We start from the raw sequence: 25,931 nt of genomic DNA, 5'->3' as shown, positions 1-25,931 counted from the left end.
TCATTCGATCACCACCGCAATCGTGGCCTCTATGGGTACGCCGCCCACGGCCAGTTGCGTATGGTCATTGGCATTCAAAGTCACGCGCAGCTCATGGCTGCCGACAGGCAACGCATCCAGCTGCATCCATGGACCATAAGCACGCGCGATCTTGATCCCGTTGAGATAAAGATGCGCATGCCCATGCCCCGGCATATGCGGGCCATTCACCCCCTCGGGATCAAAGGTAAAGTTCTCTACCCCGATATGCAGGTTGCGGCTCTGCGCTCCATCAGCGTGCAACGTCAGGTCCAGCATCGGGGCAGGCGTGCCCGCTTCGGTCAGTGTGGCATGAGCGCTGCCCCCATGATCATGCGCGCTGTGGTCGTGCACTGCCGCACCGTGATCGTGGTCATGCCCCTCAAGCTGCGCGCCCGATGTAGCGGCAATCAAAAACCCCAGACCTGTTCCGAAAAAAAGGCCGATGCCGAGAAAGGCAAATGGTTTTGCCATAATATCGCTCTCCTTGCGGATGGCCCCGGCACCGTGATGCCGGGGTGATGTCATGTCAGGCGGTGGCGCTTTCACGTTGCCAGAAATACCCGGCAAGCGCGCCAAGACAGACCCAAGCCGCCATCCCGACGCCAAGCGCACGCGCAGCAAAGAGCGCGGCCAGTTCCGGTGGCACCGGCCCGGTAAAGCTTTCGGGTTCAGGCGCACCGATCAGATGCGGTGCCGCCAACAGGGCGATCGCAACCGCCAGCATCACCGGCCCTTTGCCAAAGGCCATCAAGCCAAGCCCCACCGCCGTGGCAGTCACTGTGCCCCACCACCAGATTTGTCGTGCGGTGATGTCGGTATAGGCCACGCCCGGCACTTCCGGCGGCAGCGACACAGCGGGTGCGAAATGCAGCGCGACAAATCCCGCCAAACCCCACATCACACCGCGGCGCGCGTCGATGCGCACGCCATATTCCGCCGCCATCCCCATACAGGCCACCAGAACCAGCCCGTAGCCCACGTAGATCAGCGCCGCAAACAGGATGCTTAGCCCGTCGCGCATCACGTCAAACCCCGGCAATTCGGGCGTGGCGCTGATCGCCTCTGCCCCGAAATGCACAAGAGTGCCCCCTTCATACAACTCGGCATGCAAAAGCACGGGCTGAATGAACACCATCTGCAACAGGGCGGCTATCAGCCCTGCACAGAAACCAGCGAACAACGCGCTGGTCGCAATTTTTGAGAACATAGGTTAGTGGCAGGGAAAGCCGGTTGCGTGGCGCACATCGTGCGCTGCGTCATGCAGTGCCGAGGCTTGCACATGGCCTGCGACGGTCACGATGCCCAAGCCCAGAAAAAGCGCGGCAACGAACGGCAGGACGGTAGATTTTGCAGCAGTTTGAACCAATGTGGTCATGGCGATATCTCCTTTGCGCCTCTCACCCGAGGCGGGATTGACGAACGCAGGGCTGGTCTCCTGGCTCGCGGGTCGTCGCCTGTCTGCCGCCTTCCCAAGGTCATAGGCACCTCAGTGGCATCTGGCAGGGGCTCGCCGCTTACAGTCGCGGGGGCGGCTGACGCATAGGCGCCCTAATTGGGTCCACCGGCACGTCATTCCCATTTCATCCCCGAGGCGCTTTGCACCCAAACGAGGAACCTTGCACGTCCGGTATGCAGGCTGTTCTGCGACCCGTCAAGGAGGATTGCGACCGCTTTTTGGCAATCCGCGGCATTCTTTCTGCGGGGCTTGGCGGCGGTTCGCCCAATATCATGTGGATAAATGCTGTGACCGCCCCATATCATGTGGTTGGTCGTTGACAGGCCCGCCCCTCAGACATCACAATTCTACGACAACGGAATCACCGGACACGAAGGGCGCGCGCGCAGGTGCAGTTCTCGAAACTCAGATTGACCGGCTTCAAAAGCTTTGTCGACCCGACCGATCTGATCATCGCGCGTGGTCTTACCGGTGTTGTTGGTCCCAATGGCTGTGGCAAATCCAACCTGCTTGAGGCGCTGCGCTGGGTGATGGGTGAAAACCGTCCCACTGCGATGCGCGGCGACGGGATGGAGGATGTGATCTTTGCCGGGGCCGCAACTCGGTCTGCCCGCAACTTTGCCGAGGTGGTGATTCACCTCGACAATTCCGACCGGCTTGCGCCCGCCGGATTCAACGAGGCCGATCAGCTTGAGATCACCCGCCGTATTACCCGGGATGTGGGTAGCGCCTATAAAGTCAACGGTAAGGATGTGCGCGCCCGCGACGTGCAGATGCTCTTTGCCGATGCCTCAACCGGCGCGCATTCGCCCGCTTTGGTGCGTCAGGGGCAAATCTCGGAGCTGATCAACGCCAAGCCGAAATCGCGGCGGCGGATCCTGGAAGAGGCCGCTGGCATTTCCGGCCTCTATCAGCGCCGCCACGAGGCCGAATTGAAGCTGCGCGGGGCCGAGGCCAATTTGACCCGTGTCGATGACGTGGTCGAGCAACTGGCAAACCAACTGGCGCAATTGGCACGACAGGCCAAGCAGGCGGCACGCTATCGCCAAATTGGTGAAGAACTGCGCTTGGCTGAGGGGCTCTTGCTCTATCGCCGCTGGAAAGAGGCCGATTTGGCCCGTGCTCGTGCCGAGGATGACTTGCGCGAGCGCACCACAGTCGCCGCCCGCGCAGAGTTGACTGCACGCGAGGCGGCCAAGGTGCGCGCCCGCGCCGAAGACGCCCTGCCCAAGCTGCGCGAAGAAGAGGCCATCGCGGCGGCAATCCTGCAACGCCTGAGCGTGCAGCGTGACACCCTGACCGAACAAGAAGCGTCCGCCCGCGACCGCATTGCCACGCTGCGCAGCCGGATCGAGCAACTCGCCCGCGACATGGAGCGCGAGGCGGGGTTGAACCGAGACGCAGGCGAGACCATCGCGCGTCTGGAATGGGAGGCCGGCGAACTTGCCAAAGGGGCCGAGGGCCACGATGCCCGGCTTGAAGCGGCCCAAACCGAGGCGCGCGAGGCTGCGCAAATCCTGCAACAGCGGGAAAATGATCTCAGCCAGATGACCGAGGATATGGCGCGCCTTGCCGCCCGCCACCAATCTGCACAGCGCCTTCTAGAGGATAGCCGCAAGACCTTGATCAAGAGCGAGGCCGAGGCCGAACGTGCCCGCGCCGCACAAGCCGACTTGCGCGCGGCCCTAACGCGCGCCGAGGCCGACCACACCGCCGCACAAGAGGCCGAGGCCGAGGCGGTCGCCCGCGCAGAGGCGGCGGAATCCGCCCTGTTCGCCGCTGACGAGGCGCGCGCCGAGGCTCAGGCCCAAGAGGCCGAGGCGCGTGCCGCGCGCTCTGAGGCCGAGGGCGAATTGGGGGCCTTGCGCGCCGAGGTCACGGCCTTGGCCAAGCTGGTGCAGCGCGACACGGCCGAGGGCGGGCAGGTGATGGACCGCCTTCAGGTGCAACAGGGCTTTGAGAAGGCGCTGGGCGCTGCCCTTGCCGATGATCTGCGCGCCCCCGAAGTCGAGGCCGATGGCCCCTCTGGCTGGACCGTGCTGCCTGCCTATCACACGCCGCAACCCCTGCCTGAGGGGGTGACCGCGCTCAGCCGCCATGTCTCGGTTCCCGAGGTGCTGGCCCGGCGCATGTCGCAGATCGGGTTGATCGATCCCGAGGATGCCGCCCGTCTGCAACCCCTTTTGAAACCCGGTCAGCGTCTGGTCAGCACCGAGGGGGATCTATGGCGCTGGGACGGATTTCGCGCATGGGCCGAGGATGCCCCCTCTGCCGCCGCCCTGCGTCTGCAACAGCTCAACCGGCTTGAGGAACTCAAGCAACAGCTTGAACACACCACAGCGCGCGCAGAGGGGGCCGTGCGCGGCCACGAGGCGCTGCGCGAGGCGCTGATCCGTCGCACCGAAGAGGATCGCGCCGCCCGTGAGGCCCGCCGCTCTGCCGATGCCGCCGTCAACGAAACCAATCGCGCCCTCAGCCGCGCTGAGGCGGATCGCAACCTTGCCGGATCGCGGCTGGAATCATTGGGTCTCGCGGTCACCCGGCATGACGAAGAGGCGATGACCGCCCGTCAGAGCCTGTCTGAGGCGGAAAAGGGTCTGGCGGGACTTGGCGATCTCGATGCCACCCGCGCCGATCTCGAAGATATCAAGATGGCCGTCGAGGCCGCGCGCATGACCATGATGACCAAACGGTCAGGGGCCGACGAACTGCGCCGCGAGGGCGAGCGCCGGACGCGCCGCAGTCAGGAAATCACCAAGGAAGTCAGCGGCTGGCGGCACCGGCTCGACACTGCCGAGCGTCGGATCGCGGAACTGGCAGAGCGCAAGGAAGAGTCCGAAGAGGCCCTCGCTGATGCCAGTGCTGCACCCGAACTTCTTGCTGCCAAGCGCGCCGAACTAGGCGAGGAAATCACCCGCAGCGAGGCCCGTCGCGCCGCCGCCGCCGATGCGCTCTCGACTGCCGAAGGGGCCGCGCGCCAAGCCGCGCTGGACGAGCGCGACTCCGAACGCCTGGCCTCAGAGGCTCGTGAAATGCGTGCTCGGGCCGAGGCCCGGCTGGATGCCGCGCGCGAGACCCGAGACTACGCCGCCGAGCGGATCAACGAGACGCTGGAGCAGACCCCCGAGGCCCTCTTGCAGAGCCTCGCGGTCGATCCCGATACCATGCCCGCCTCTGATGCAATCGAGGCTGATGTGAACCGCCTTAAACGACAGCGCGACGCACTGGGGGCCGTGAACCTGCGCGCCGAAGAAGACGCCAAAGATGTCGAGGCCGAGCATGACAGTCTGATCAAGGAAAAGACCGATCTTGAAGAGGCGATCAAGACCCTGCGCAGTGGTATTGCCAGCCTCAACCGCGAAGGGCGCGAGCGGCTTTTGACCGCGTTCGAGACGGTCAATTCCAACTTTAGCCTGCTCTTTCGTCACCTTTTTGGCGGCGGCGAAGCCAGTCTTGTGCTGGTCGAGAGCGAAGACCCATTGGAAGCCGGGCTTGAAATCATGTGCCAACCGCCGGGCAAGAAGCTCTCGACGCTCAGCCTCTTGTCGGGCGGAGAACAGACCCTGACCGCGTTGGCGCTGATCTTTGCCGTGTTTCTCGCCAATCCCGCGCCAATCTGTGTGCTGGATGAGGTGGACGCGCCCCTTGACGATGCCAATGTCACCCGCTTCTGTGATCTCTTGGACGAGATGTGCCGCCGCACGGAAACCCGCTTTCTCATCATCACCCATCACGCCGTGACCATGAGCCGGATGGACCGGCTGTTTGGCGTTACCATGGCCGAACAAGGCGTAAGCCAACTGGTTTCGGTCGATCTCAAGAAGGCGGAAGCAATGGTCGCCTGAGCGACGTAAGACGGCGGATGCATGCGCGCCTTTGCGTGGCGTCATCCAACCTCGGGCTTGACCCCAGGTGATATTCCAATAGGTTTTACGCCCCTGACGCCGAATGGCGCGGCGCGCTTTTCACATCCCTGCGCGCCATCACGGGCGCGTCCATGTGCCCAAAATTCAAACGGGACATGGAGAGCCTTTGTCATGCTACGATTTTTTGTGCAGTTTCTTGCCGCCCTTTTTTTGACCATCACCACCGCCACAGCTCAAACCCCACAAGAGCCTGCGGTTGATCCCGATACCGCGCGTTCCAGCGTCGATGTGCTGATCGAGGTGATTGAGGATGAGGCCGCGCGCGCGGAACTGGTCGAGCGGCTGCGCTCCGCCGGTCTGCCTGAGGCGGTCGAGGCGGTGGTTCCCGCCGCTCCACCGCCCTCGGACGTGTCCTTTGGCCGTAGGGTGGCCGAGATCACGCAGGCCGCCGCCGAAGATGTCGCTGATTGGGTTACGCATGTCGCCCGCCAGATCACCCGCGCGCCCAATGTGCTTGATGGGCTCAGCGGCGGAGAGGTCGCCGTGCTGCTTACGGCTTTGGCGGATCTTGCTGTGGTGATCGTGGGCACTGTTGTGGCCTTTCTGGTTTTGCGCGGGCTTGGCAAAACGCTCTACGCCCGCATGAGCGCCTCTGCCCGCGATGGCGGCCTTGCGCGGACCATCCTGCTCTTTCTCGCCTCTGCCGTCACGGATGGGGTGATCGTCCTTATTGCTTGGGCGGCGGGCTATGCGCTGGCAATCCTTGCCTTGGGCGAGTTTGGCCAGATTGGTATTCGCCAAACCCTCTATCTCAACGCCTTTCTGCTGGTGGAAATGGCCAAAGTCGCGGTCAGACTGGTGCTTTCGCCTTCGGCGACTGCGCTGCGCCCGCTGCCGATCAGTGATCGCGCGTCGGCCTATCTGTGCTCTCGCATCAACCTCATTGTCGGGATTGTGGGATATGGGCAATTGCTGGTCGTGCCGATCATCAACGGCAATGTGTCCTTTGCCGCCGGTCGGGCGGTTTCGACGCTGATTGCCGTGGCGGTTCTGGTGCTGGCGATTGGGCTGGTGCTGCGCAACCGGCGGGCGGTGTCCGAGTGGCTTTTGGGCGCGCAAGTGGACAGTGCAACGCCGCCCAAGGGCGCATTGGCCTATCTGGCGCGTCACTGGCACTGGCCCGCGTTGACCTATCTTTTGGCGATGTTCGTGGTCGTGCTTGTGCGGCCCGGCAATGCGGTCTTTCAGACCTTTCTGGCCTCTGGTCAGGTGCTTGTTGTGGGGCTTGTCGGATTTTCCGTTGCGACATTTCTCAGCCGCATGATGGTGCGCGGTGTGGCGCTGCCGCCGGGCATTTCGGCACGGGTGCCGCTTTTGCAGGGGCGGCTCAATTCCTTTGTGCCCAAGACACTTTTTGTCCTGCGCGCGGTGATCTTTGTTCTGGTCGTGCTTTTGGCCCTGAACGCGATTGGCCTTATTGACCTGCGCGGCTGGATGGTCAGCCAGTTTGGCCTCCGCCTTACCGGTATGATCCTGTCGGTGTCGCTGGTGCTGCTGGTGGCCTTTGGTCTCTGGCTGGCCTTGACCTCTTGGGTCGATTACCGGCTGAACCCTGAGTTTGGCAAAGTGGCCACCGCGCGGGAACAGACGCTTCTGACGCTTTTGCGCAATGCCGCCACGATTGCGCTTGTCGTTGTGACGCTGATGTTCGTTCTGGCCGAAATCGGCCTTGATATCGCGCCGCTTCTGGCCTCTGCCGGGGTTCTGGGTCTTGCCATCGGTTTCGGTGCGCAAAAGATGGTGCAGGACATCATCACCGGTATTTTTATTCAGTTCGAGAACGCGATGAATGTGGGCGATGTGGTGACAGTGGGCGGTGTCACCGGCACCGTCGAGCGGCTGACGATCCGTTCGGTCAGCCTGCGTGATGTGCAGGGCGTCTATCACATCATTCCGTTTTCTTCGGTCGATATGGTGTCAAACTATGTGCGTGATTATGGCTATTTCGTCTGCGACATGGGCGTGGCCTATCGCGAGAATGTGGATGAGGTGAAGCAAGCGATGCTCGATGCCTTCGCCGAACTGATGGGGGATCCCGATCAGGCAGATGGCATTCTGGATGAATTGGAATGGTTCGGCGTCAACAGCTTTGGCGACAATGCCGTGATGCTGCGTGCCCGGATCAAATGCGTGCCGGGACGGCAATGGGGCATTGGACGCGCCTATAATGGCGTGTTGAAAAAAGTGTTCGACGCTCGCAACATCGAAATCCCCTTTCCGCATCAGACGATCTATTTCGGCGAAAGCAAGACAGGCCGCACACAAAGTCTGAGGGTCGATATGGATGCAGAGCGCGCCAAGGCGTGATCCGCTTGCCATGGATCACACGCCGATCACGAAAGCGTGTTAATCCCTGTTGACTTATCGCGCAGACCAGAGAAATTCCAACCAGGACACGCGGCGGGATCCCGCCGCGTGACGTAATGCAGACCTGTGGCATTGTTGAAAACAATGTTGAAACCTGTGGTCGCGGCGGCTTTTTCGCAGCGACTTCTTTGATTGAATAAATTGGAGCGAAAATGAATTCCACCGAAGTCCTGCGCCTGTCTAACGGAAACTTCTTCAGTTTTGAGACCGTTTTCGCTGCGCCCTCACCGGGTGCCGCGTTTGAGCAGGTTCTCACTGTGACGCTTCATGGGGCTGACGGTTCTCAGATCGGCGATCCGCTGCGTCTGCGTGTCGGTGAGCTGCCCGAAGCTGAGGTGGGGCTCTATCGCAACAGCGTCGAGTTCTCGATTGCCCAGCCGGATGGCGGTGCGGTGATTTATCTTAATGAGACGACTGACGGTATATTCGATTTTGAAGCCAACACTTTTTTGGTCTCCAGCACATTCAGCGACTTTATTGTCAGACTTGATGCACAGGGTGTGATTTCCAGTGTCGCGCCGCTGTCGGAAAGCTTGGCACTACGCGGCTTTTTTCGTGATCCGGGCACGGTCATTTCCTTATCAGATGGCTCGGGCCTTATCGTCCACAATGTCTTGGCGAAAGTCTCGGCGGATGGCACCGTGGGCGATGTCTTCTTTCAGATCGATCCTGCAGAGATGACCGCTGGCACGATCATCAACACCGGGGCCGTAGCCTTGCCCGATGGTGGCTTTTTCGCCATTGGCTACACCGATCCGTCGGCCCGTGCCAGCACCGGCAATTTCCTATATGGCAGCTTTGTTGACGCGGACCTTGCCGCCGTCGGCGATCCCATCGTTCTTCTGGATGATACTTTCTTTCCCGAGGCGATTTTTGGCGAGTTGGATGACTACGCCATTCTGCGGCTGCCCAATGGCCGTATCGCGATTGCCGTCAACACCTACGATTCCGCCGATGCGCTCAGCCGTGTCAGTGAGATGACGCTGCTGATCCTCAACCCGGATGGCACGGTGAACACGCCCGCCTTCAGGGCCAACGGCGGCGGTGAACGCGCGGCGCGTCAATTTGAGCCGGAATTGTTCCTGTTGTCCGATGGCGGATTTGCCTTGGCGTATCAGACAGGCAATGAATTTGTGAGCAGCATTGATTTGCATGTGCGCCGCTTCAGCGCAAATGGTGTGTTTCAAGAAGAGATCGTGGTGGTGGACGGCGGCATTGTGGGTGGCTTTGATCCCGATATCGTGGAACTGCATGTCAATCCCAATGGCGATATTCTGTTCTTTGGTGTCTCCGGCGATGCGGCCTTGCTCGGTCAACTGGCAGTCGGCACCGTTGTAGAGCCGGAACCCACCGATGTGATCACCGGCACCGATGGCGATGACACGCTCGCGGGCACGGATGGCGACGATCAGATCGCCGCAGGGGCAGGCAATGACAGTATCGACGGTGGGGCGGGAAATGACTCGATCTCGTCCTCCGATGGCAACGATCAGGCCATCGGAGGTGCTGGCAACGACAATATCGGCGGTGGCCAGGGCGATGACACCATCGACGGCGGGGCCGGTGACGACATCATCGGCGGCGGCTTTGGCGCCGATAGCATCATGGGCGGCGCGGGCAATGACGTTGTTGCAGGCGGGGCGGACAATGACACCCTGTCCGGCGGCGACGGCAATGACAGCATGTCGGGCAGCTTCGGCAATGACAGCATTGATGGCGGTGAGGGCGCGGATGATATCGGTGGCGGCACCGGGCGGGATACGATTGACGCAGGCGCAGGGGATGATCGCGTGGGCGGCGGCGAAGGCGATGACAGTATCCTTGGCGGTGACGGCGATGACTTCCTTGCTGGTGGCGGGCGTAACGATCTGATCGACGGCGGCGCAGGCAGTGACACGATCAACGCGGGCGCTGGAAATGACACGATCACTGGCGGTGCGGATGCCGATTTGTTCGTCTTTTCGTCCTTCTTTGACGGCGAGGCCGATATCATCACCGATTTCGAGGATGGTTCAGACAGTTTCCTGATCCGCCGCTTTGATCCCGATACCGGCGTTGAGAATATCAACAACGGTGGCAACGGTCTGGCGGGCTTTGTTGCTGCGATGAACATCGTCGATGTGGCGGGCGGCGCGCAGATGACCGTGGGCGGCAATACCATCCTCGTTGAGGGGGTCACCGCTGCGCAACTCACAGTGGATGATTTCACTTTCCTCTAACACGAAAAGGCATGGCTCGCCCAGAACAGGGCGGGCCATGCCTTTTGGGCCAAACCCCGTCCCGCCTATTCTGATACATGCTGTCGCAGCCCTGCGCAGCTGGCGCTTTTGGCTTCTCTGAGCATCTCATTTTACACTAATCTTTAGTCTCGAAAGGATATCTTTTCGCGAGATGCCTCTGGCGTGTATCTTGCGCCTTTGAACACAACCGAGACTAGGAATCGGAGAACAATGCCATGCCGGAGCTGAGCGGCACAAAATGGGGCTCGCACCTGCTGGGCACGGCAGGTGGCGTCGTGACATGGAGCATCGCGCCCAGTGGTCAAGATATCTATTGGTTCACTGACGAAGATCCCGGCACCAGTTTTTCCGTTGATCCTGCCTCTGTCTACACCTTCGATGTCGAGGCCGCGCTGCGTCTCGCCTTTGCTGAATGGTCGCGCTATGGCGATATCGAATTTTTGCAGGTCCAAGATCCCGGTGGTGCCGCCGGAGGTCAGATAGACCCCGATATTCGTATCTTCTTTGCTCCGATTCCCGGCAATACATTGGGGTTCGCGTTCTTTCCCTCGCCCCTAGAGGTGCCCATCGCCGGAGACATCCTTCTCGATGTGGATGCATCGCTGAATTTCGATGTGCCGCTCTTCGAGGGGCTGGCAATCCACGAAATCGGCCATTCGCTCGGGCTTGAGCATATCGAAACCGTCGCTGCGATCATGAACCCGATCCTGACTCAGCCTGATATTCTCGCCGATGACATCTCCGGTATCCGCCAAATCTATGGGGCGCAGGATGGTGCGGCGGTGGTCTATACCATGCCGACGGGGCTTCGGGATCTGACCTTGCTGCACAATCCCGAAGATTTGACCGTTCTGGGAAACAACTTTGGCAACCGCATTACCGGAACCGATGCGGATGAGACCCTGAATGGGCTGGTGGGCAATGACACCCTCGATGGTGGTGCGGGCGACGACCTGCTGATTGGCGGTGTGGGAAACGACTGGGCCGAGTTCAGCGCAATCACCCGCTCTGCGGCTGCGTTCAGTGTCGTTGAGAACGGGCTACAGGTGGTCTCGTCTCTTGGCACTGACACGCTGATTGACATCGAATGGATCCAGTTTCTGGACGAGTCGATCCGCGTGGCCGAGGTGATCACAGCGATCAGCGGTCCGATTGGGCTTCAACTGATTGGCAGCGGTCTCTCTGACAGCCTGATGGGCACTGATGACAATGACACCCTCAGTGGGGGTGCTGGCGATGATGTGCTGGCAGGCGGTCTGGGGAATGACTCGCTTGACGGGGGCGATGGCAATGATCGGATTTCTGCCTCCGATGGCAATGACATCGTGTTTGGCGGCCTTGGCAACGACAGTATCGGCGGCGGCCTTGGCGATGACACCATCGACGGCGGCAGTGGTGACGATATCATCGGCGGCGGCTTTGGCGCGGATAGCATCACGGGCGGCGCTGGCAATGACGTGATCGCGGGCGGGGCGGACAATGACACCCTGTCTGGCGGCGATGGCAATGACAGCGTGTCGGGCAGCTTTGGCAACGATCTGATTTTTGGCAACGGGGGCGCGGATGATATCGGCGGCGGCACCGGGCGGGATACGATTGACGCAGGTGCAGGGGATGATCGCGTGGGCGGTGGCGAAGGCGATGACAGTATCCTTGGCGGTGACGGCAACGACTTCCTCGCTGGCGGTGGGCGTAACGATACCATCGACGGCGGCGCTGGAAATGACACGATCAATGCGGGCGCTGGAAATGACACGATCACCGGCGGAACCGGCGCAGATCAATTTGTCTTTTCGTCCTTCTTCGATGGCGAGGCGGATGTCATCACCGATTTCGAAGACGGCATCGACAGCTTCCTGATCCGCCGCTTTGATCCCGATACCGGCGTTGAAAACATCAACAACGGCGGCAATGGTCTGGCGGGCTTTGTTGCTGCGATGAATATCGTTGACACCGCCTTGGGCGCGCAAATGACGGTGGGCGGTAACACCATCCTCGTCGAAGGCATCTCCGCCGCGCAACTCACAGTGGATGATTTCACCTTTATCTGAGTGATGACCCGACTTTGGGCATCACCGATTTCCCTTTAACTTTCGGTAAATGCCGCAAGGCTGCCATGATTTGTTAAGCGCATGGCAGCCTTGCTTTGCCACCTTGGGTCTTGCGTGGGGACGCGGGAAACGGGTGGATATACATGGCAGTCAGGCTGACGCATGTCGGGACGAATCGTGCGGCGAATTTCGAGGTCGCGCGTGCGGTGGTGGCGATCACGCCCTTGCCGGACGGGGGGTTTATACTGGCCGACTTCGCCGCCGGTCAAAGCCGCGTGGTGCGCGCCACCGCCGCCGGTCCACTGCTTGAAGCGCCGTGGTTTCACGAGGCAACGCCACGCATCGCCGTGACGGTCGGCGATACGCAGGGCGCGCTGCCACCGCTGCTCTTGTCCGATCTGCGCGCGGCTTGGGATGCCGGATTGCGCAGCGCTGTGCCGGGGTTTCTGGGCCAAGGCGGGGTGCAGCCGCAGGCCGCAACCCTGCTTGCTGCGCGGCTTGCGGGGCGCGATGTTCTGATTGCTGCCGCCGCTGATGGTCAGGGTTTGTCCGTCCTGTCGCTTGGTCCGGATCAAAGCATCGCGGCGGTGACGACCATGATGGACAGCGACAGCCACTATCTGCGCGCCATTTCCGATATCGCGGTCATCGAGCGGCCCGGTGAAGTGCTTGTCTTTGCCGCCTCTGCGCAAGAGCATGGCATAACGGTCCTGCGCCTCTTGGAAGAAGGCGGGCTAGAGCCTGTTGCCAGCGTTGGGCGCAATGACAGCCTGCCGATCCAGACGATCACGGCGCTTGCCCCGGCAGACATCGCCGGGCGTGCGTTTCTGATTGTCGCTGCGGCGGACAGTTCCAGCCTGACCGTGCTTCGCGTCGGTGACGGGGGCACGCTTGATGTCGCGGATCACCTTATCGACGGGCTTGCGACCCGGTTCGCCGGGGTATCGCATCTCGAAGTTGTGTCCGTAGACGGGCATGTTTTCCTGCTGGTCGCAGGCCGGGATGCGGGGCTTAGCCTTTTGCGCCTGACCGCCGAGGGGCGGCTCTTGCATATTGATACGCTCGCGGATGAGGTGGCCTTTGCCCTCAACGGTGTCTCAGGCCTTGCGGCACAGGTTCGGGCGGGCGGGATCGACATTCTGGTCACCGCGGCGGGCGAGGCGGGGCTAAGCCTCTTTCGGGTTGATCTTGGTCCCTTGGGGCTGGTCCTGCACGGCAATGCTGCACGGATCGAAGGCGGCATGCGCGATGATCTCTTGTCGCGCAGCGGCGGCAACGGTGTGCTTGACGGCGCAGAGGGGGACGATACGCTCAGCGATGGTCCCGGCGCGGATACGCTTGTGGGCGGCACGGGGGCCGATGTCTTTGTCCTGCGGGCCGATGGGCAACGCGATGTCATTGCCGATTTCACCTTGGGTGAGGATCGGCTCGACCTCTCGCTTTGGCCAATGCTGCGCAATCTTGGGCAGTTGGCGTTTACTCCGACAGCTACGGGGGCCCTTTTGCGCTTTGGGCTTGAAGAGGTGGACTTGCGCAATGCCGCAGGCGGGGCCTTTGTTGCCACGGATCTGCCCGGTCTGCTTTTGCCATTGGTCTCGCATTTCGACGTAGTTCTGGGGCCGTTGCAGGTGGCACCCCCTTCGGTGCGCCTGCCTCCCTTGCCGCCGCCCCCGCCTGTTCTACCCGAGGTCGCCGCCCTCCTGCGGGTGGGGGGTGCGGGCGATGACTTGCTTGAGGGCGGACCCGAGGACGACACGCTTGCGGGCAATGCGGGCAATGACACGTTGCGCGGAAATGCGGGCAACGACCGTCTGGCTGGGGGTGATGGGCGTGATCAGATCGACGGTGGCGCAGGCCATGACAATATCGGGGGTGGTTTGGGGGCAGACCGGCTTTACGGGCAGGCGGGGGATGACACGATCGGCGGCGGCGCGGGGGACGATATGCTCTTTGGCGGCAACGGTGCCGATATCCTGAGTGGCGGGCCGGGCAATGACCTGCTTGAGGGCGGGGCGGGCAATGACCGCCTTGCCGGTAGCTTTGATCACGACACGGTGCGCGGCGGTCTTGGCGATGACCGCATTGGCGGCGGTCCGGGGCGCGACCTGCTCGACGGCGGCGAGGGCAATGATGAGCTTGGCGGTGGCGAGGCCGATGATACCGTGTTGGGCGGTGCCGGGGATGATTTTCTGGCCGGTGGTGGCCGGAACGACCTGCTTGATGGCGGCACCGGCAACGATACGCTGAACGCGGGCGCAGGCCATGACCGGCTGATCGGTGGCGAGGGGGCCGATATCTTTGTCTTCAACGATTTCACGGCTGGCGAGCGCGACGTGATTGTAGACTTTCAATTCGGAGAGGATCGCATCCGTCTGACCGGCATCGAGGGGCAGGGGCCAACAGGCCGCTTTCCTGCGCTCGACATTCAAGACACCGACGCAGGCGCTGTCCTGCGCTATGCGGGCCATGAAATATTGCTCGAAGACGTGGCGGCATCCAGCCTCTCACGTGACGATTTCATCTTCCTGTAAGGCGGCCCAAGGCTGGGAAAGTGCGGTTTAAAACACCCACCCATCCGCTGCCATGAAAGCCATCCCTCGGATCTAGCGGATAGTCGAGGGTTCTGAAATCAATGTCATAAATGCTTTGAATCGTCGCCAGCGTTTCGGGGGTGATGAAATTGTCATAGTTGAAATTCATCTCGCTCAGCGCGCGGGCAGGCAGATTGCCCAGATACCCCGCGACCGGGCTTTCGGGCAGGCGGGTGCGGTTCAGCACGCGCGGTGTATAGTTCAGCCCCAGCTTTCGCGCGACCCGGGGCAATTCCACATCCAACCGTTCGACATGCACGACAAAATCATAATGGATGCCGACCTCTTTGTAGAACGCAGGCACCTGCGTTTCCCAATGCCCGTTGATCAGGTTCTCAGGGCGTGGTCGGCTTGCATGCAGATGCGCGACCGTGTCCAGAAACGCCTCAAAGGACATGCTGTTATCGTGGGGGTCGGCACCGGTGCGCGCGCAGTAGAGGTCATGCAACTCCTGAGCAAAAGGCTCCAGATCCGCACGACAGAGCAATTGCCGGCCGCGATAGATGCAGAATTTGTTGAAATAGGCGCTGATGATCCGTGTCACCGGATGCCGAACCAGAATCACCGAGCGATAGTTGCGCGCCGATAGCGCCTCGGCGCAGCCACGAAAGGGGGCGCTGTTGGTGTGGAAATACTGCTTGCGGGCCGGGCGTGACGGCATGTTATCGGCCAAAAAGTTGAACAGCGTGGTACAGGCCGCCTTTTGCGACCAAAAGAACACCGTTTTGCTGTCATCATGAATATAGCCGCGCCAGCCCATGCGCTCCGCCTTTGGCCAAGGGTCGTCCCCCATGGCTTAATGCGCGGGGCCTGCCTTGGCAACGCGCGGGTGGGGTTTTTGCGCCTTGTCTCGCGTGGCATGGGTCACTAGGTTGCGCCAGACCGATTGGAGGGCTTCGTTCATCATGGCCAAGCGCCTTTTTCTGCATGTCGGGATGCCAAAATGCGCGACGACGTCGATTCAGGCCTATCTCGCGGCTCATGCAGACGATCTGGCCGCGCGCGGTCTGAATTATACCTTCGCACCCGGAGAGCAAATTCCAGAGCAGGGTAATGCCAGCCATCTGGCCAATGCCCTCATCACGGGCGACACGCGGCGCGGCTGGGAACTGCTGGATTACTTTCTGCGGCCCGAGGGCAATGTGATCCTCAGTTCCGAGTATCTTTTTGGGGTCTCGCGCGGGGCCGTCGCGGAAGAGTTGATTGCGCGCATCCGTCAGGCCGGTTTCGACGTCTGCGTGATCTGTTATTTCCGCCGACAAGATCTGTGGATCGAATCCGACTACAAGCAGCATGTCAAAAGCGGTGCAGACTGGCGTCGGGGAATCGTGGCCCTTCTGAACGAGCGGGTCGAAAAACAGGTGCTCAACTACAACGCGATGCTGATGAACTGGGCGCGCATCGTGGGGCATGACAATGTGCTCGCGGTGCCCTTGCGACCAGAGCAGGGGCCTGACTATGCGGTGCGCCGCTTTCTTGAAGCGCTCGATGTTGCGGATATGCTGCCGCAGGGGTCTGCCGGTCCAAAGCATCACAATGTCAGCCCTCCGACCGGTCTGATAGAGCCTGCGCGCTATCTCAAACGTGCGATGCTGGATCGGGGCGTATCACTATCGCTGGTCCAGCAAGAGGTGGATCGCTTCTTTGACGTGGCCCCACGGCTGGTCCGTGTGCCGCAGCGCCGGTTCCTGCTGACCCATATTCGTCGGCAACGCTTGTTGCGAAATTGCGAGACCTCGAATGCCGCGCTCGCACGCAATTTTCTCGGGGGCATACCAGCCTTTGACATGGTGCCAGAGGAGGATGCGCCAAGCGAAATTCCGCTAGGCGCAGAAGCGGCCGGCATCCTTGCAGCCTATCACGTGGACAGCCAAAATAACCTGTTCGCGCGCGGGACCATCGAGCGTGGATTGGGTCTGCTCAAGCGCTCTGTGACGGCACTGCGCGTCAGAAATTGATGATATCCCGGTGATACCGGCGGAGCAGCAGTAGCCCAAGCGCCAGTGTTATGCCCGATACGGCCATCACGAAAACCGAAGAGACATAGGTGGCGTCATAGGTGCTGTAGATGCCCTTGCGCACCAGCCCGATAGGATGGATCAGCGGATTCCACCACATCCAATCCCGATAGGGCAGCGGGACGGTATCGAAGAGAAAAATCACACCGGAAATGATCAAAAGGGGGCGGTTCAACACGGCCCAAGCCCGTTCCCAGATTGGAAATACCGACAACAAAAAGCAGTTGAGCGTGCCAACCCCGGCCCCAAGCGCAAAGGTAAGCGTATAGCCCCACGCAATAGCCCTCATGTCGACGATAACATTAAGATCATAAACAATGATAATCAGAGGCAACAGGATCACCGCGATCATGATGCTGGTTATGACGTTCAGAATGAACCGTGCAATCAGGGCATCGGTATAGGTCACACCGGGATAGAACAACAGCTGCTTGGAAAAGCGCAGCGAGACCGACATTTTATTGCTGATGTCCATATAGGCCATGAACGGCAGAATGCCGGTTGCAAAGAACAAGGGAAAATTGGTGCCGAGACTTGGGCTTTTGAATCCTAGGGAAAAGATAAAGGTCAGAAGGAAAATTCCTGCCACCGGCTCAAGCACCGCCCATAGGTATCCAAGCGCCGAACGCCCATAGGTCGCCGACATCTCGCGCAGCATCAACGCAATCACGGTCTGAACGGTGCCCGTGCGCTTGCGCGGCAGGGCCGGGGCAAAGGTTACATTTGTCATCTTGACGGATGGTGTATCACCCTGTCCTTTGATAGAAAATCCCCATCCGACAGATGTGATCGGACAACAACAGACCAAAGAGCAAGATTTGAACCAGTCCAATTCTCCTGCGGAAAAAGCGGCTCAACCCTCTGAACAGGGTGCCGCCCCCAAGACTGGGCCGGGTCCGAACGTGGTTCAGGCCCCTTCCGCCAAGATGTCCTTGCGTCCGCCTGCAAGGCCGGCGGGTATTCGCACGCGGCATGTTCTCATTGCCCTCAGCTTTGTGATTTGGGTGATTCTGCCAGTCGTAGTGTCGGGCGGGTATCTCTACACAGTCGCACGTGATCAATACGCAAGCCATGTCGGCTTTTCGGTGCGCACAGAGGAAATCGGTTCTGCCATAGAACTCTTGGGCGGCATCACCGAGTTGTCGGGGTCCAGCTCTTCGGACACGGATATTCTCTACGAATTCATCCAGAGCCCGCAAATCGTGCGCGCCGTCCACGATCAACTTGATATGGCACGGATTTATCAGCGCTCCGGCGATCCGGTTTTCACGCTCGGCGAAGATACAAGGATCGAGGCGTTGCTGTCCTATTGGCAGCGCATGGTCAAGATTTTCTATGATCGCAGCAGTGGTCTTGTGGAAATCCGCGTGCTCGCCTTTGAGCCGCAAGATGCCAGAGCCGTGGCAGAGGTTGTGTTTGCCGAGAGCAGCAACATGATCAACCAGCTGTCGGCCATCGCCCGCGCCGACGCCATGCGCTACGCCGAAGAAGAACTGGCGCGCGCCGAGGATCGGCTCAAAGTATCCAACCGGTCGCTCACCAGTTTCCGCAACCGGACACAGATCGTCGATCCGGCGGCCGATGTTCAGGGGCAAATGGGTCTGCTGAATTCGCTCAGCGCACAGATGGCTGAGGCACAGATCGAGCTTGAGCTTTTGCTCGATAATGCCAACGAAAGCGACCCGCGCGTCAATCAGGCCAACCGCAAGATTGCGGCGATCCAGAAACTGATCAACGAAGAGCGGTCGGCTTTCGGTGGCGCTTCTGGTGTGTCCGGGGTTCAGCAGTATTCTGAATTGATCGAAGAGTATCAGGCTCTCGAACTCGAGCGGCAATTCGCCGAAAAGAGCTATCTTTCTGCGCTTGCCGCGCGCGACGTTGCCTTGGCCGAAGCGCAGCGGCAATCGCGCTATCTGGCCACCCATATTTCCCCGACCTTGGCCGAGACCGCCGAGTATCCACAGCGCGAATTGCTGTTGCTGATGATCTCAGGCTTCCTGCTCTTGTCTTGGTCGGTCCTGGTGATGGTCTATTACTCCCTGCGCGACAGGCGCTGAGCGGACACGTCCGATGATCGAGATACGCAACCTGTGCAAGACCTTCGTGCTCAACGGGCGGCGCAAGGTGGTTGCTGACAACATTTCCGCGGTTTTCCCGGATCGCACGGCGGTGGCCATTCTCGGTCGCAATGGCGCTGGCAAGTCGAGCCTGCTCAAGATGTTGTCGGGGTCCATGGACCCCGACAGCGGAGAGGTGATCAGCACCGGCACGATTTCTTGGCCAGTGGGCTTTGCCGGTAGCTTCCATCCTGAGATGACCGGGCTACAGAATGTCCGCTTCATTGCCCGGGTATATGGCGTCGATACTGCGGAACTTGTCGATTTCGTCGCTGATTTCGCGGGGCTGGGCCAGCATTTCAACTTGCCGGTGCGCACCTATTCCTCAGGCATGCGCTCGCGCCTCGCTTTTGGGGTGTCGATGGGCATCCACTTTGAAACCTATCTCGTGGACGAGGTGACAGCGGTCGGCGATGCTGCCTTTCGTGAAAAATCCGAATTGCTTTTTGCTGAGCGGATCACGCAGAGCGGGGCGATCATGGTGACGCATAACATGGGGCAGGTTAAACGCCTCTGCTCGCTTGCCGGTGTGCTCGAGGATGGGCATCTCAGCCTTTATGACGATGTCGACGCGGCCATCGCGCACCATCAGGAATTGATGAAAAGCGACAAGGCGGCTTCGGGCTGATTATGCCCTGACCGCGCAAACGTTTCTGTTACACCGGCGTTTTCAGGCGTCCGTGTCACGGGGCACGGGGGCGCGGTTGTCAAAGCCGAATTGCGTAAGAAGAGCCTCGTTATGCGGTCTAAACTGCTCTTCCAGCCATGCGACCCGTTCTGGATTGCGGCCCATATCCGGTTCTTGCGTGTGGTGAAACGCATTAAGAAACATTTGCTTAATGTCGTCATCAGCACAGGCCGGATCCAGCATGGATGCCGCAATGATATCGCAGTCCTGCATCCTTAAAGAGGGGTTGGTCTCGTGATGCGGAACGTCCCAGACCATATCCTGAGGCTGACCCAGAACGGTATCGAGAACAGATTTGATGTTGCGATGGCTGTCCAGAATGATCGGCAACTCGGGAAACAGCTTGCTCCAATTCGTCAGATAGGCGGCGGGCTTCATCGTGTCGATCCGACGTTTGGCAAAGGTCTCGAAATCGCGGCCCCCATAAGGTTTGCGCTCTGCCAGAAAGGTATCGAAAAACTGCTTCATGAATTGCGAATAGTCACCAAACACGAAATCACTGAATGGGCGTAGGAAGACCAGCAGTTGCACCACAATCCCGGCCTTTTTGGTGATCTCGGCAAGCGCAATGCCCCGCTTTGACAGCGAATAGAGATCCTCATGGCTCAGCACCACCGTATGTGCCCCCTCTGCGAACATGGCGTCGATCTCGGCTTGGCTGATCTCTGCCAGATGCGCAGCATTGCCCGGATGCGAGCCCGCAGGCGCAGGATAGTGAATGCCCTGCCGCAAGAGCGTCTCAGAATTCTGCACCATCACGCGCTGGAGGTAGGTCGAGCCACATTTGGGCGAGCCGATATGCAGAATGATCTTTTGTGCCATGGTGCAGATATCTAGATTCGTGCAAGCTGTGTGGCAAGCCGATTGGCAAGATCGTCGATCATGTCTTCGGGATGACTGCCTAGATCGCGCAGATCAATCTCGCGTTCAGATTGGCTCACGGGTGCTGCGTGCCATGCGAGGCCAAGTGCGTCGGCCAAATCCGGTGCCGTGGCAGGCACCGACAGGATGGCAGGGCTCAACCGGCTCAGGTCCTTTGGGCCAAATCCATTGGTCACAACCCGTACCCCGGCCGCAGCCATTTCCAGCGGTGGATGGCTGGGATGAGGCGAATACATCAGCGACAATCCCAAATCGACTGTACCTAAATAGTCGGGATAATCTTCCCAAGGCAACTTACCGAGGCTCCGCAAAATATGCCCGCCCGGCAGGGCGACATCACTGTGATGCTGGCCGATGGATACAAGCTCGATATCCTCAGGGCCCAAATTCTCTTTGCTGACAAACCGCGCAAGCGCCTCGATTGCGGTGGCATACATATTGCGCGGCACATCTGGCCGCCCATAGAGCGCCAGACGGCGCGACCCCTTGCCCGCTGCCCGGCGCGTGACATGACTATAGCGTTCAATGTCGATTGAGGGGTGAAACGCCAGAACATCCCCGGTGGCAAAGCCGAACCCCTGATTAGCGAACCAATCGCGCAACAGGGTCGTGTTGAACACCGGCTCGAAATCAAAGTGATAGCTGGCCATGGCATCGGCGAATTCCGGGCCCCAGGCATAGAAATGCGGCTCGTAATCCTGAATGAGATAGAGAAACCGGGTTTGCGCCATCTCATGCCGCCGGATCAACCTTTCGGCGACATGCGCGCTCCACCATGCCGTGGCCATGAACATATCCCCGGAATGGAGCGGTAGGGTTTCGTTCTGCACGCCGCAGAGCAGGCTGATGCGCGCGGCTGTCGCTTCCCGGTCCTGCCCCTGCCCAAGGCGCCCCAATACAAAGCTGCGTGAGGTGCCCGGAGAGGACATCGGGAGATCGGTGGCAATGAAGCGCACAGGATAACCCCGCACCGCAAGACCCAGCCCGATGTCCAACGCTGTGGCGATGCCGGCAAAAATCTCAGTCGGGTTAAGCGTTGGCACCAGAATATTCAGCGCGGCATGGGGTGCGGTGAACTCTGGCACAAAGCGCGGTTCCTTGCGCAGATCAACAATGCTCTCGTGCTTGACCGGTGGCTTTGCCGGTGCTGTAAGGTTGCGCGGCGGTCGCGGTGACATCCCCGGCGAGAGCGAATAAAGCCGTGTGTCAAATCCGTCGATCGCGCTCTTGAGGCCTGGCCCAAACGCTTCCCGCAGCGTCCAGACGGCACGGCCGATACTGACCACGGCAAATCCCGCTGCGATCCGTGCTAACCCCGCATGCCCCTGCAGGCCCAACACAACCGCATCGCGCAAATGTGTCCCCATGCCGCGCATCCGCCGCAGATAGGGGCGCAGCGGCGCGGTTTTGGCCTCGCCATGGCTCATGCTGCCATCGGTAACGGCATCGCTCAGCCGGTTATAGGTCGATTGCCCAAGGTATCGCGCCAGCGCATAGGCAGTCGCCTCCTTGCGCATCCACATGGCATCGGGGCGCTTCCAGCGCGGTCCTCGGGGCTGGGTGCGGTCAATCGCGCCCATCACATTGCTTTGATGCTGGCGATAATCAACCAAGGGCGTGTCGATCAGATGCACGCCGCCCGTTGCCGCGGCCAACAGGCCAAGCCAGAGGTCATGGTAAAAATGCACCCCGCTTTGCGGCGGAAAGGGTAGCGCCAACCGCACCAGCCGGGGCCGCATCAGCGTGGTCATGCCAGTGATGTTATTGCGATAGAGCAGGCCGCGCAGACCGGGGTTTTTCTTGCGCCGCTCAAAGGCGAACATCGAGCGGTGCAGCACGGTTGTGCCATCCGGCCCGACGAGGCGCGCATCGCTATGCACAAGATCGGCACCGCTTTTGACCAGGGCTGCAACGCCGCGCTCCAGACGATCCGCATGCCAGATGTCATCCTGATCGCAAAGGGCGATGAGCGCTGCGTCTTCGCCCAGCCCCTCGGCGTCGATCAGGCGCAGCGCCTCGCTTAGCCCCGCCTCAAAGGCGCGCACAGAATCTAGCGCGACATCGCCGGAAACCAGCGTCAGCGGCAGGCCCGGTGCTACAGCCATCGCCGTCTCGAGGACCAGATCCTTTGAACAGGTGTCCGCGATAACGGCCACCAAATGACAGTCGGTATGAGACTGCTCCGCAAGCGACCGGATCTGCTGCGCCAGATACTCAGGCTCCGGCTGAAATACAGCCATTATGATGAAAATGCGAGGCGTCATCATGTCCTGAGTGATCGAAATAGTCTCTGCGCTCTAACCGAGCCCTCCTGCCAATGCAAGCCACGCACGTCCGACATGGGGGGTTCGGCCTGCGTCACCTCTCTTGTCATTCGACCGTAACAGATTTTGCAAGGTTTCTGGGCTGATCCACATCGGTCCCTTTGGCCACGGCGGTGTGATAGGCGATCAACTGTGCGGGCAGGGCATAGAGGATGGGTGCCAGAATGGGATCGGTATCGGGCAGGGTGATGGTCTGCCACACGCAATCGCCTGCCTGCGTCACACCCCGCGCATCTGACACCAGCAGGATACGACCGCCGCGCGCCATAACCTCTTGCATGTTGGAAACGGTCTTGTCGAACAGCGCATCGCAGGGTGCCATAACAACCACCGGCATCGTCTCGTCGATCAGCGCAATTGGTCCATGCTTCAACTCGCCCGAGGCATAGGCCTCGGCATGAATATAACTGATTTCCTTGAGCTTCAGCGCACCCTCCAGCGCCAGTGGATACATCAATCCACGCCCGAGAAACAGCGCACTAGGTGCAGTCGCAAGCTGGCGCGCGATGGCTCTGATCTGTTCGTTGCGTTCCATCGCGGTATTGAACGTGGCGGGCAAGGCGCGCAGCCCGGACAAGAGATCCGCCAGACGTTCCGCCCCGACATGGCCCCGGTCTTGGGCCGCCTTGAGCGCCAAAAGCAGGAGCACGGTCAACTGACAGGTAAAGGCCTTGGTCGAGGCCACGCCAATCTCGGCCCCGGCATGAATCGATAGCGCCAGATCGCTTTCGCGGGCGATGGAACTCTCGGGCACATTGACCACGGACACGATTTTTGCCGCGCGCCCCTGCATATAGCGCAGTGCTGCCAGCGTATCGGCGGTCTCGCCGGATTGGCTGACAAAGAGCGCGGTTGTGCCGGGGCTCACGGGCGGCTCACGATAGCGGAACTCAGAGGCGATATCGACCTCGACCGGCAGGCGTGCCAATTGTTCGAACCAGTATTTCGCAGTGAGACAGGCGTAATAGGCGGTGCCACAGGCCACCAGAGTCAGCCGCTCCACTTTTGCAAAGTCTGGCACGCCTTCTGGCAGGGTCAGGCAGGTTCCATCGCTGCTCAGGTAATGCCCAAGCGCCGCGCCGATCACCGAAGGTTGTTCGGCGATTTCCTTGGCCATGAAATGCCTGTGCCCGGCCTTGTCAACGCGGGCGGCCTCGATCTCGATGGTCTTGATCGGGCGGTTGGCCAGATGGCCATTGACGTCTGTGATCACAAGGCTGTCGCGCGTTACGACGGCAATGTCACCCTCTTCCAGATAGGTGATCCGGTCGGTCATCGGGGCCAGAGCGATGGCCGCCGACGGCGGCCGGTATCGGTCACAGATAGGATCTCGACTTCGGGTCTGTATCTATGGTCGGACATAACGTCGGACCTAAGCGGAAATCCTCAGCGCAAAAAGACGGCCCTCGGCGGAGGCTTACATCCAGACCATATCATCCAATCAAACGGCGCGGTCGGCACCGCCATGCTCGCCAGAGCCGCGGAGTGACTCGCTGAGAGCGCTAGTGCTTTTCCGGCCCTCTCCCTGGGGGCGGACCCCTGATGCGACTCTGGGGGCCGCTGTGGGCGCGCTACGAGTCCAGCACGCGCGAGCATTCCCGTCCCGGCCTGGGCTGCTGCCGAATATCCATAGACCGATGTCGATCTTAAGCAGGTCCACGGCTCGTTACCGAGTTCGCGCCACAGCATCGCCCCTTTCCAGGATCGCCTCCTGTTCAAAGCCCATAACCTGAAATGGCAACTTTTTTCTACTTTCTCTCGGGCGCATTGCCTCAAGAGCCTTGGGCGAGACTGCCAATGTATTATGGCGCGCTGGATGAGGCGCGTCAGTCGCAGCCTTCTTACTTAAGTAAGCACTTACTCATCTCCCTCCATCTCCCTCCATAAGACATCATTCACCAGAAGAGACCTGACTTCCCATCTGCCTGTTGGACCTGGCTCTCTGCTCCCGTTCATCAAGGTGCCGAAACGCGGTCGCGACCTCTTTGTTCAGGAGCTCATACGATATCATCGTGGAACGCGATCCGGTCCCGGTTCTCTTACGAGCAACAGGCCAACCTTGGCGGCGAAACACCTTCTTCAGATCTGGTCGTTCCGAATCCTTATAATCTTCCCAGACCTCGTCTCGCCTCAGTAGCGCCAGCAATCCGGATCTGAGAAAAATGTCGGCGCGCTGTTGTTCATCACAGCCCACAACTGCATTCACGGCCGAGCTTTTCTCCGGGTCCTCATCCGCAAATGTTGGCAGCATGAACTGGAAGTATTTTCTCTGCAGTTTTGCATAGCTGAAGCTTTCTAGATCACGCAATTTGCGAAGCCCGAGGGGTTCCAGATCGCAGGCTTGGAGTGTGACCTCTACGCGTGCCCTTGCCTCATCTGCTCCAAGTGCATTGAACGTGCCCTTCTCGGGGTATTGCTGATCCTTAACCTTATTCTGAATGCGGATCATGCCGCTTGTGTCTTTCGCACCCAGATACATTGTGCCTTCCAGAAACGGGCTCGTGAACTCATCCGGCTTGGGGCGCACAGTCCAAGATGAGTTGCGGCTTGCTCCCATTTCGGGTGTCAAATATCTGGTTTCCGGCTTGGGACCAGATTTACTCACATTCTCGGCCGTTGTTCTCGGCATATCCAGATCATTTTGCCAGCGCGCTGTCTCCGCAAAATATGTCCTTTGCATAAGACCCACCATTTTTTCACGCGCGTCATCGTCACCCGTGCGGCTGTAGACGTCGAGGCTGAATTCCATCTTGCGGATTTGCGGAGCACTGCGTTCTCCGCGTTTCTTGCTGACAGCCTCAATCGCAGCAAAAACGACCGCGATCGAACGGGGTTCTTGGATCTTTATATCAAATTCTTCTGCTACCATTCCGGCGCCTGAGTTGATGGCTACAATCCAACTGTCGCGCGGCAAGACTTCGCGAAGCGCTTCCTGTATCCATTGACGCTGGGTTCTTTGCGTAAAGACGCGGACAACAATGAAGTCGATGACGGCTTTGAAGCGATAGGCCTTCAGATCGATCTCGGGAATGAGCATACGGCGGTGTTTGAAACGCGCCTGTTTGGAAACCACAGGCGTTTCGATGAATTTCAGTTCGCGCACTGGCCTTGCAGGGTCAAGCGGCATGAGCTTGGCTGATGTTGGCAGCGGCATTTAACCCTCGGCTGTTGTCTTTCATGACAGTGCTATTACGCACGTCGTCTGTTCAGGTTTCCAGATCACGGTCTGCTCAACTGTTAGTCAGCATCT

16 protein-coding genes, 1 pseudogene and 1 riboswitch are annotated in these 25,931 nt (G+C 60.0%); of the genes and pseudogenes, 8 read left to right on the top strand and 9 right to left on the bottom strand.

Annotation, left to right across the window (positions count from 1 at the left end; genetic code table 11):
- The 3 genes from GC127_RS07265 to GC127_RS07255 are packed head-to-tail and all read right to left on the bottom strand — an operon-like array spanning position 1 to position 1,396.
- Positions 1-492: a hypothetical protein gene (locus GC127_RS07265; RefSeq protein ID WP_037297028.1), complete on the bottom strand. Its 492-nt coding sequence runs from the start codon at positions 490-492 to the stop codon at positions 1-3.
- Positions 493-547: 55 nt separating this feature from the next.
- A complete protein-coding gene (locus GC127_RS07260; RefSeq protein ID WP_151977300.1) occupies positions 548-1,228 on the bottom strand; it encodes a CbtA family protein in 681 nt (226 codons plus the stop codon).
- A gap of 3 nt (positions 1,229-1,231) precedes the next feature.
- A complete protein-coding gene (locus GC127_RS07255) occupies positions 1,232-1,396 on the bottom strand; it encodes a CbtB domain-containing protein (RefSeq protein WP_008279701.1) in 165 nt (54 codons plus the stop codon).
- Between the two features lie 32 nt (positions 1,397-1,428).
- Positions 1,429-1,655, bottom strand: a riboswitch (cobalamin riboswitch).
- Between the two features lie 211 nt (positions 1,656-1,866).
- On the opposite strand from GC127_RS07255, the gene smc reads away from it, so the two are divergent.
- The 5 genes from smc to GC127_RS07230 all read left to right on the top strand — a co-directional run bounded on the left by smc (position 1,867) and on the right by GC127_RS07230 (position 14,592).
- On the top strand, positions 1,867-5,322 hold the full coding sequence (smc, locus tag GC127_RS07250; RefSeq protein ID WP_151977299.1) for a chromosome segregation protein SMC: 3,456 nt from the start codon (positions 1,867-1,869) through the stop codon (positions 5,320-5,322).
- Positions 5,323-5,514: 192 nt separating this feature from the next.
- The gene (locus GC127_RS07245) at positions 5,515-7,710 is read left to right on the top strand and encodes a mechanosensitive ion channel domain-containing protein (protein WP_151977298.1); all 2,196 of its coding nucleotides are present in this window, start codon (positions 5,515-5,517) and stop codon (positions 7,708-7,710) included.
- A 212-nt stretch (positions 7,711-7,922) separates the two neighbouring features.
- Positions 7,923-9,989, top strand: a complete 2,067-nt coding sequence (locus GC127_RS23100) for a calcium-binding protein (protein WP_254700029.1) — start codon at positions 7,923-7,925, stop codon at positions 9,987-9,989.
- Between the two features lie 236 nt (positions 9,990-10,225).
- Positions 10,226-12,061 (top strand): matrixin family metalloprotease, encoded by a 1,836-nt coding sequence (locus GC127_RS07235; RefSeq protein ID WP_151977296.1) that lies wholly within the window; start codon positions 10,226-10,228, stop codon positions 12,059-12,061.
- A 143-nt stretch (positions 12,062-12,204) separates the two neighbouring features.
- Positions 12,205-14,592, top strand: coding sequence for a calcium-binding protein (locus GC127_RS07230; protein ID WP_151992558.1), 2,388 nt, complete (start codon positions 12,205-12,207; stop codon positions 14,590-14,592).
- On the opposite strand, the gene GC127_RS07225 is transcribed toward GC127_RS07230, so the two are convergent.
- Entirely contained in the window at positions 14,579-15,412 is an 834-nt protein-coding gene (locus GC127_RS07225; protein ID WP_254700054.1) for a sulfotransferase family protein, read from the bottom strand. The two genes, GC127_RS07230 and GC127_RS07225, sit on opposite strands and share 14 nt — an antisense overlap.
- A gap of 145 nt (positions 15,413-15,557) precedes the next feature.
- Between GC127_RS07225 and GC127_RS07220 the strand changes: the two genes are divergently transcribed.
- Positions 15,558-16,610 (top strand): hypothetical protein, encoded by a 1,053-nt coding sequence (locus GC127_RS07220; protein ID WP_151977801.1) that lies wholly within the window; start codon positions 15,558-15,560, stop codon positions 16,608-16,610.
- Here the strand turns inward: GC127_RS07220 and GC127_RS07215 are convergent.
- A complete protein-coding gene (locus GC127_RS07215) occupies positions 16,600-17,400 on the bottom strand; it encodes an ABC transporter permease (RefSeq protein WP_008279690.1) in 801 nt (266 codons plus the stop codon). The two genes, GC127_RS07220 and GC127_RS07215, sit on opposite strands and share 11 nt — an antisense overlap.
- A gap of 88 nt (positions 17,401-17,488) precedes the next feature.
- Here GC127_RS07215 and GC127_RS07210 point away from each other — a divergent pair, with 88 nt between their 5' ends.
- Positions 17,489-18,727, top strand: coding sequence for a sugar transporter (locus GC127_RS07210; protein WP_254700052.1), 1,239 nt, complete (start codon positions 17,489-17,491; stop codon positions 18,725-18,727).
- A 13-nt stretch (positions 18,728-18,740) separates the two neighbouring features.
- Positions 18,741-19,415, top strand: a complete 675-nt coding sequence (locus GC127_RS07205) for an ABC transporter ATP-binding protein (protein WP_008279688.1) — start codon at positions 18,741-18,743, stop codon at positions 19,413-19,415.
- 42 nt (positions 19,416-19,457) lie between these two features.
- Here the strand turns inward: GC127_RS07205 and GC127_RS07200 are convergent, their stop codons facing one another.
- From GC127_RS07200 to GC127_RS07185, 4 genes and pseudogenes are all read right to left on the bottom strand, one after another.
- Positions 19,458-20,297 (bottom strand): hypothetical protein, encoded by an 840-nt coding sequence (locus GC127_RS07200; protein ID WP_151977797.1) that lies wholly within the window; start codon positions 20,295-20,297, stop codon positions 19,458-19,460.
- Positions 20,298-20,308: 11 nt separating this feature from the next.
- Entirely contained in the window at positions 20,309-22,597 is a 2,289-nt protein-coding gene (locus GC127_RS07195) for a glycosyltransferase (protein ID WP_254700816.1), read from the bottom strand.
- A gap of 130 nt (positions 22,598-22,727) precedes the next feature.
- Positions 22,728-23,981: pseudogene (gene glmS / locus GC127_RS07190) on the bottom strand (glutamine--fructose-6-phosphate transaminase (isomerizing)); the annotation flags it as partial.
- Positions 23,982-24,572: 591 nt separating this feature from the next.
- A complete protein-coding gene (locus GC127_RS07185) occupies positions 24,573-25,835 on the bottom strand; it encodes a hypothetical protein (RefSeq protein ID WP_151977291.1) in 1,263 nt (420 codons plus the stop codon).
- Between the last annotated feature and the right edge of the window lie 96 nt (positions 25,836-25,931).

Source organism: Roseovarius sp. EC-HK134, assembly GCF_902498815.1.
GTDB lineage: Bacteria > Pseudomonadota > Alphaproteobacteria > Rhodobacterales > Rhodobacteraceae > Roseovarius > Roseovarius mucosus_A.
Note: the sequence above shows the minus strand (reverse complement) of the source record. Positions and strands in the feature narration are given on the sequence as shown.